At 51.9% G+C, this 5709-nt stretch carries 7 protein-coding genes and 1 pseudogene; 2 read left to right on the top strand and 6 right to left on the bottom strand.

Features of this window, described 5'->3' with window-relative positions; all coding sequences use genetic code 11:
- Positions 1-471 (bottom strand): hypothetical protein (locus tag J1785_RS04005; protein ID WP_217218862.1); only part of this gene is annotated, 471 nt, incomplete at its 3' end.
- A gap of 136 nt (positions 472-607) precedes the next feature.
- Here J1785_RS04005 and J1785_RS04010 point away from each other — a divergent pair.
- Positions 608-988 carry a nuclear transport factor 2 family protein gene (locus tag J1785_RS04010; RefSeq protein ID WP_217218863.1) on the top strand — a complete coding sequence of 127 codons (381 nt, stop codon included), beginning with the start codon at positions 608-610 and terminating at the stop codon, positions 986-988.
- A 6-nt stretch (positions 989-994) separates the two neighbouring features.
- Here the strand turns inward: J1785_RS04010 and J1785_RS04015 are convergent, their stop codons facing one another.
- The 4 genes from J1785_RS04015 to J1785_RS04030 all read right to left on the bottom strand — a co-directional run bounded on the left by J1785_RS04015 (position 995) and on the right by J1785_RS04030 (position 4019).
- The gene (locus J1785_RS04015) at positions 995-1234 is read right to left on the bottom strand and encodes a DUF1272 domain-containing protein (RefSeq protein ID WP_129953351.1); all 240 of its coding nucleotides are present in this window, start codon (positions 1232-1234) and stop codon (positions 995-997) included.
- Between the two features lie 164 nt (positions 1235-1398).
- Positions 1399-1770, bottom strand: a complete 372-nt coding sequence (locus J1785_RS04020; protein WP_217138793.1) for a VOC family protein — start codon at positions 1768-1770, stop codon at positions 1399-1401.
- A 97-nt stretch (positions 1771-1867) separates the two neighbouring features.
- Entirely contained in the window at positions 1868-2557 is a 690-nt protein-coding gene (locus J1785_RS04025; protein ID WP_217218864.1) for a helix-turn-helix transcriptional regulator, read from the bottom strand.
- A 40-nt stretch (positions 2558-2597) separates the two neighbouring features.
- On the bottom strand, positions 2598-4019 hold the full coding sequence (locus J1785_RS04030) for an MFS transporter (RefSeq protein WP_217218865.1): 1422 nt from the start codon (positions 4017-4019) through the stop codon (positions 2598-2600).
- 134 nt (positions 4020-4153) lie between these two features.
- On the opposite strand from J1785_RS04030, the gene J1785_RS04035 reads away from it, so the two are divergent.
- Positions 4154-5062: a LysR family transcriptional regulator gene (locus J1785_RS04035; RefSeq protein ID WP_129953349.1), complete on the top strand. Its 909-nt coding sequence runs from the start codon at positions 4154-4156 to the stop codon at positions 5060-5062.
- 78 nt (positions 5063-5140) lie between these two features.
- Here J1785_RS04035 and J1785_RS04040 read toward each other — a convergent pair.
- A pseudogene (locus tag J1785_RS04040) lies at positions 5141-5709 on the bottom strand (hypothetical protein); the annotation flags it as partial.

The raw sequence follows: 5709 nt of genomic DNA on the forward strand, positions 1-5709 counted from the left end.
GATGGCGAGGCGATCATTTTCAAGTTCATGTGAAAAATGTAACGAAGCGCCCGCTTTACGCCAGCTGATTCGCTGGGATTCTACGACGCCTGAACCCGGTTTAATCGGATAAAATCCTTTATCAGCAAGAAATGGTAAAGCATCAAGTTGTTTCTGGCTGAGCGGATGTCCCTGTTGTTTTTCAATGCACGCCGGTGTGCTTTTGTGGACATCACAGATATGAAAATCATGCTTATAGGTAAAGCCTTTCCCCTCCATGCACTGGTAATACAGCACCGTTTCATTAGCGGTAAAATCAGGTTCCGGTCCCGGCAGCGGAACGCCACATTGTCCCATTGCAACACGCGCGTCATCTATGGTGCTGCCAGGGCGCTGCCACTGGGTTAAATCAGGTGGGGGCGGACAGCCGGTGAGCAGAAAAACCGAGGCGATCAGTGCAGATAACGAAACCAGAGAAGTGGTGCGGGGCATAAAAATCCTTTTTAATAATAGTGTTATGGAATTCTTTAACTCCCTTATGCAGCGGGAGTAGCAGGAGAAGGATAACTTTAGTTCAGTTTCAGGAAACAGACGCGTTTATATATATCCTGAAGTAAGGAGAAGACCGATGACTGTTGTTTTGGATGAAATTAAGGCACTGGAATGCAGTCTCCATGGTGTCCGGCGGAAAGACAAATTATGGCTGGAAAAGGTTTTGCATCCGGATTTCAGGGAAATCACGCGTTCGGGGGTGATGGTTGACCGGCAACAAACAGTGGCGGCGCTGACTGCTGAAACGCAGGATTTAAGGCTTGAAGCAGAGGGTTTTCAGCTACAGACGCTTAATGAAAGTTGTGTGATCCTGACGTATAAAACCTTTCTGAACAGAGGCAACGAAAACCGCCGTTACACGTTACGCGCATCTTGCTGGACGAATGCCCGAGGAACTGGCTGGCAGATTATTTTTCATCAGGGCACGCCAGCGGCTGAAACGCTGACGTGCGGATAACGTTCACTAAGAAGCACAGCCCTCAGGCTTAAAGACCCGCGTGGTGGAGGCCGGATTATTTGCCAGTTTGTTCGCCGGTCTGCGCGGACGGGCAACCAGTTCTCCGCCGCAGTTGGGGCATATCCCGTGAAGTTTGTCTTCGGCACAGGATACACAGAATGTGCATTCGAATGAGCAAATCCTTGCGTCGGCGGAAGGCAGCAGATCGGTGTTACAACACTCACAGTTAGGTCTCAGTTCCAGCATAGAATTTATCCTTCAACAGTATGACTTCAGGGATAACCATCAGACGTGCGCCGATTTGTTTCGACATAAACATATCCTGAAACAGGTGATTGGGAAAGTTCCGGCGCATGGGCTGACCGCGTTGATTTAAGCAGAGCACCCGGGGGCGCTCTGGGTTGCGTTATTTACTCCATCGACAACCGGTAAACCCGCAGGCGATGCCCGTCAGGATCCAACGCGAGGAAGGTATAGCCAAAATCCATTTCAACCGGCTGCTGTAAGATGTCCAGCCCGTTGTTGCGCCAAAGAGAGTAAAGAGCATCGACCTGTTCATTGCTGTCGGCAGGAAAGACGAGCTCGCCATTTCCGGCACAACCCTGAGCGGCGGGTTCGACAGTATGTTTTGACCAAAGCCCCAGTTTCATTCCGCAGGGCAGAATAAACATGGCGAAAGTAGGTGAAGATTCAACGGGCTGTTTTTCAAGAAGACTTTCATAGAATTTCGTACTGACTTGCGGATTGTTGACGTACAAAATAACGAAGTTTGAATCAATCATCAGTGGCCCCTCAGGAATGAAAAGACATCCGGTTTGATGTCTGTTACTGAGTATCTTAGTGGCCACCACTGCCAGTTTCTGTCAGTAGTGATTCGGGTTACTGAGGTGAAATCTGTTCCTTGTCCTGCCACTCTTTCAGCAATCTCTGACGCCGTTTCGGGTAGCGCTCATCTCGCCGTTTAAGAGAGATAATGCAGTCGGTGCGGAAATGACGAAAACTCTGACGCGACTCGCACCATGCGATCAGTATCTGAACCTGTTCGAAATAACCGAGGGCAAAGGGCCAGATCACCCGTGAGGAACTTTCATTTTTCAGGCTGCGATAAACAATTTCAATCTTACGTTCGTCTTTAATTGCCTGACGGATTTGCGGCAATAACGCTGCATCTGCGCCAGAATTGTCTGCAGGGCCGATGAGCAAGGTTGTCGATTCCAGGGACATGCGCAGATCTTCGGGAAGAACCGCTGCAATTTTGGCCAGCGCGTTTTTTGCTGCCGCACTCAGTTGCCCGTCGCTACGTTTGGAGACCCAGCGGGAACCCAGCACCAGCGCCTGGATTTCATCCTCGGAAAACATCAGGGGAGGAAGCATAAAGCCGGGTTGCAAAATGTATCCCAGCCCCGGCTCGCCCTGAATATTGGCGCCCTGTTCCTGTAATGTTGCGATATCCCGGTAGAGCGTTCTGACGCTGATATTGAGCTCTGCTGCCAGCGTTAACCCCGTCACCGGAAACCGGTGACGGCGGAGGATCTGAATTAAATCAAGCAAACGCTGGGAACGGGACAAGGTGTGATTCTCTTAAGTATCAGGTTATCTATTATTTCCATTATTTCTCCGCCTGCAAGTGTCCACGCTGACCTCGCAAGCGGCTGATGCTGATCAGCATCGCCACAACCGTCGCAATCACCGCCACCCATAAACTGACCTGTACTGCCTGGGCTTCCTGCAACACACTCCTGGCTGAATAAATTGTCAGGATAACGCCGACGCAGGCGGCACCGAGACACTGGCCGAAGGTGCGCATAATGGCCAGTACGCCGGAGGCATAACCACTGTTTTCGCGAGAGGCATTAGCGAGCATTTCGCGGTTATTCGGACTCTGGAAGCAACCGAAGCCCACACCACAGATAAAGCTTCTCAGGCCGATATCCCAAACCTGTGGATGCGCAGGGAGTTGCGTGAGTAATAATAATCCCACCGCAAATATTGCCAGACCCACAGTAGAAATAATAGCTGCGGGATAGCGGTCGGCAAGGCGTCCTGCATGCGGTGCCGCCAGAATGATCCCCAGCGGCCACGGCGTGAAAAGCAACGCGGAAACGAAGGCGCTGTAACCGTACACGCTCTGGAACAGGAACGGCAGCGCGACAAAAGTAATCCCCTGGCTGACGAAAGAGGCCAGCGAGGTGAAGGCCGCCAGCGTGAACCGTGCAGAGGCAAACATGCCGAGCGGCAGCAGCGGTTTCGGCGCGCGGCGCTGACGCCAGACAAAGGCCACGCCTGTGATGATCGCTGTCAGGCCATAGGTTATGGCGGTAGCAAGTTCGTCATTTCCCGGACGCGCAAAGGATTCAGCGGCCATAATCAGCGCGCCCAGGGCCACCGCCGATAAAATTGCACCCGCCGTATCAAACGGCTGTGGCGTGCCGGACGGATTTGATGGCACCACGCGCAGCGCAATAACGACGGCAATAATGCCGAGTGGGATATTAATGGCGAACAGCCATTGCCAGCTCATCGCGGAAAGTATTGTGCCGCCCAGAACCGGCGCGACGGCGGTGCTGGTGGCAATTATCAGGGCATTCAGCCCCAGTATTCGCCCGAGCAGACGGTTGGGGAACACGGAACGGAAAATCGCCGGGCCGATACTCAGTGTGGCTGCCGCACCGATGCCCTGAAGCACCCGCATGATAATCAGCATATCGGGGGATGTTGACAGCACACAGCCCAGAGAGGACAGGGTAAATACTGTCAGCCCGGCGGCAAACTGCCGGCGAAAGCCGATGTGACTGGCCAGCGCGGCGAAGATTGCCAGCGTCATGGACGCCGACAGCAGATAACCGTTCGACACCCACACCGCTGCGCCTGCTGAAATATCCAGCGCCCGTGCGATTTGCGGCAGCGCGATGTTGACCATTGAGCCGTCGAATACTGCCATCGTTGCCATGATCATTACAGCGGCCATCGCGAATCCGCGTTCGCGGCCCGGTAATCCTTCATCGCCTGGTTTATCGGAAAATAATTCCATTACGCATTCGCCTTATTGATATTGAGTTTTGCAACTATACCGGCAGGTAATAAAGTGCGGAAGACGCAGCATCTGCATTAAATACCTGCACCAAACGCCTTCTCTCATTTTTATCGCTGCGCTAGTATGGCGGGATGAATGAACCCGATCTGAACTTACTTATTGCCCTCGATGTGCTCCTGACTGAAGGAAGTGTCGTCGGTGCTGCCCGCCGTTTGGGATTAAGTGCCTCCGCCATGAGCCGCACACTCAGCCGCCTGCGGGCTACCACCGGCGATCCACTGCTGGTGCGCGCCGGGCGAAATATGGTACTGACGCCTTATGCTGAAGAAATACGCCAGCGTACGCAAAATGCGGCCTTTGAGGCGCGTGCCCTGTTGCGGCCTTCTTCCGCTGATTTCAACGTATCCCGGCTTGAGCGTACTTTCCTGATCCGCTCCAACGATGGTTTTGTGGTGTCGTTTGGTGCCGCGATGATCAGCGCCGCTGCGCAGGCTGCCCCTTCCGTATGTTTACGATTTATGTCCAAACCGGAAAAAAACTCAAATGCGTTGCGGGAAGGACGGGTCGATCTTGAGATCGGCGTTTTAGGCGAAATGGGGCCGGAAATTCTTTTACAGACGTTATTCCGCGACAGGTTTATGGGGGTGGTCAGAAAAGACCACCCGCTGGCAGCAGGGAAGGGGATTACCGCACAGGCGTATGTGTCGTTCGGACACGTTGTCGTTTCACGCCGTAACAACACATTTGGCCCGGTAGATGACGCGCTGGCCGAGGTTGGCCTGACACGTAAAATTGCCGCTGTGGTGCCGGGTTTCTCCGCCGCTCTGGCGATTGCGCGAAATTCCGATCTGGTGGCGCTGATCCCTGCCTCATTTCTAATTTCCGAACCTGACGGGCTGTATGCTTTCGAGTTGCCGTTAAAAACCCGCGAAATCACCATTTCCCAGATGTGGCATCCCCGCTCAGATGTTGATCCGGCGCACCGCTGGCTACGGCAACTGGTGCTGAGTGTATGCCGGGCGAGCATGAAAAAGGAATAAAAAAACTACCCTGCCAATGAACAGGATGCAGCCATGAATGCTCCGGTTTCCGTTAACAGAAGATTCCCGGATGAAATATCAGTTTTTTACAGCAGCCTTAATATCATTTTGGAAAGCCTCCCCTTTAGACAAAAGACTTTCCTTCATAAGGTCTTCGGCACTTTTTACTGCTACAAGCATGTAATAAGGGGGCGTGTCGGTGCATTTGAGTCGTGAAAAGGCGTATTCATAATTCCGGGGTATGGCCATTCTGTAATCACCTGGTCCCACAGTCATAAATAGAGCATCTGGCCTGCCTGGGATTATCATGTAATGTTTGTTGCAATAGAACGTTGTCCGTGAATCGAGAGGCATTGTTCTGTGGAATACATATTTCATGACAATGTTAGTGTTAACAGTATACGCAATGAAAAATATGTAACCGATACTAAAGCATGTCAGGAATATAGTGGATGTTTGTTGCTTAGGTACAATATACCTTCCAAAACGCTGCCGTTTTTCTTTGAGGTTCAACGACATGAGAGGTAAAGTAATGAATACAAAAAGTGCGCTAAACATGAGGCTGTAGAGTAGGGCGGCGTAACCTAATACACTGACTTTATTGACTGTTTGCTCATAGGGTATATCACTTGTCTCCATCATTATAC

It is taken from the genome of Rahnella perminowiae (genome assembly GCF_019049755.1).
Classification (GTDB): Bacteria; Pseudomonadota; Gammaproteobacteria; order Enterobacterales; family Enterobacteriaceae; genus Rahnella; species Rahnella perminowiae.

Excerpts from the sequence above, each read along its gene's own strand:
- J1785_RS04010 (WP_217218863.1), top strand. The coding sequence starts at position 608 with ATGACTGTTGTTTTGGATGAAATTAAGGCACTGGAATGCAGTCTCCAT.
- J1785_RS04015 (WP_129953351.1), bottom strand. The coding sequence starts at position 1,234 with ATGCTGGAACTGAGACCTAACTGTGAGTGTTGTAACACCGATCTGCTG.
- J1785_RS04020 (WP_217138793.1), bottom strand. The coding sequence starts at position 1,770 with ATGATTGATTCAAACTTCGTTATTTTGTACGTCAACAATCCGCAAGTC.
- J1785_RS04030 (WP_217218865.1), bottom strand. The coding sequence starts at position 4,019 with ATGGAATTATTTTCCGATAAACCAGGCGATGAAGGATTACCGGGCCGC.
- J1785_RS04035 (WP_129953349.1), top strand. The coding sequence starts at position 4,154 with ATGAATGAACCCGATCTGAACTTACTTATTGCCCTCGATGTGCTCCTG.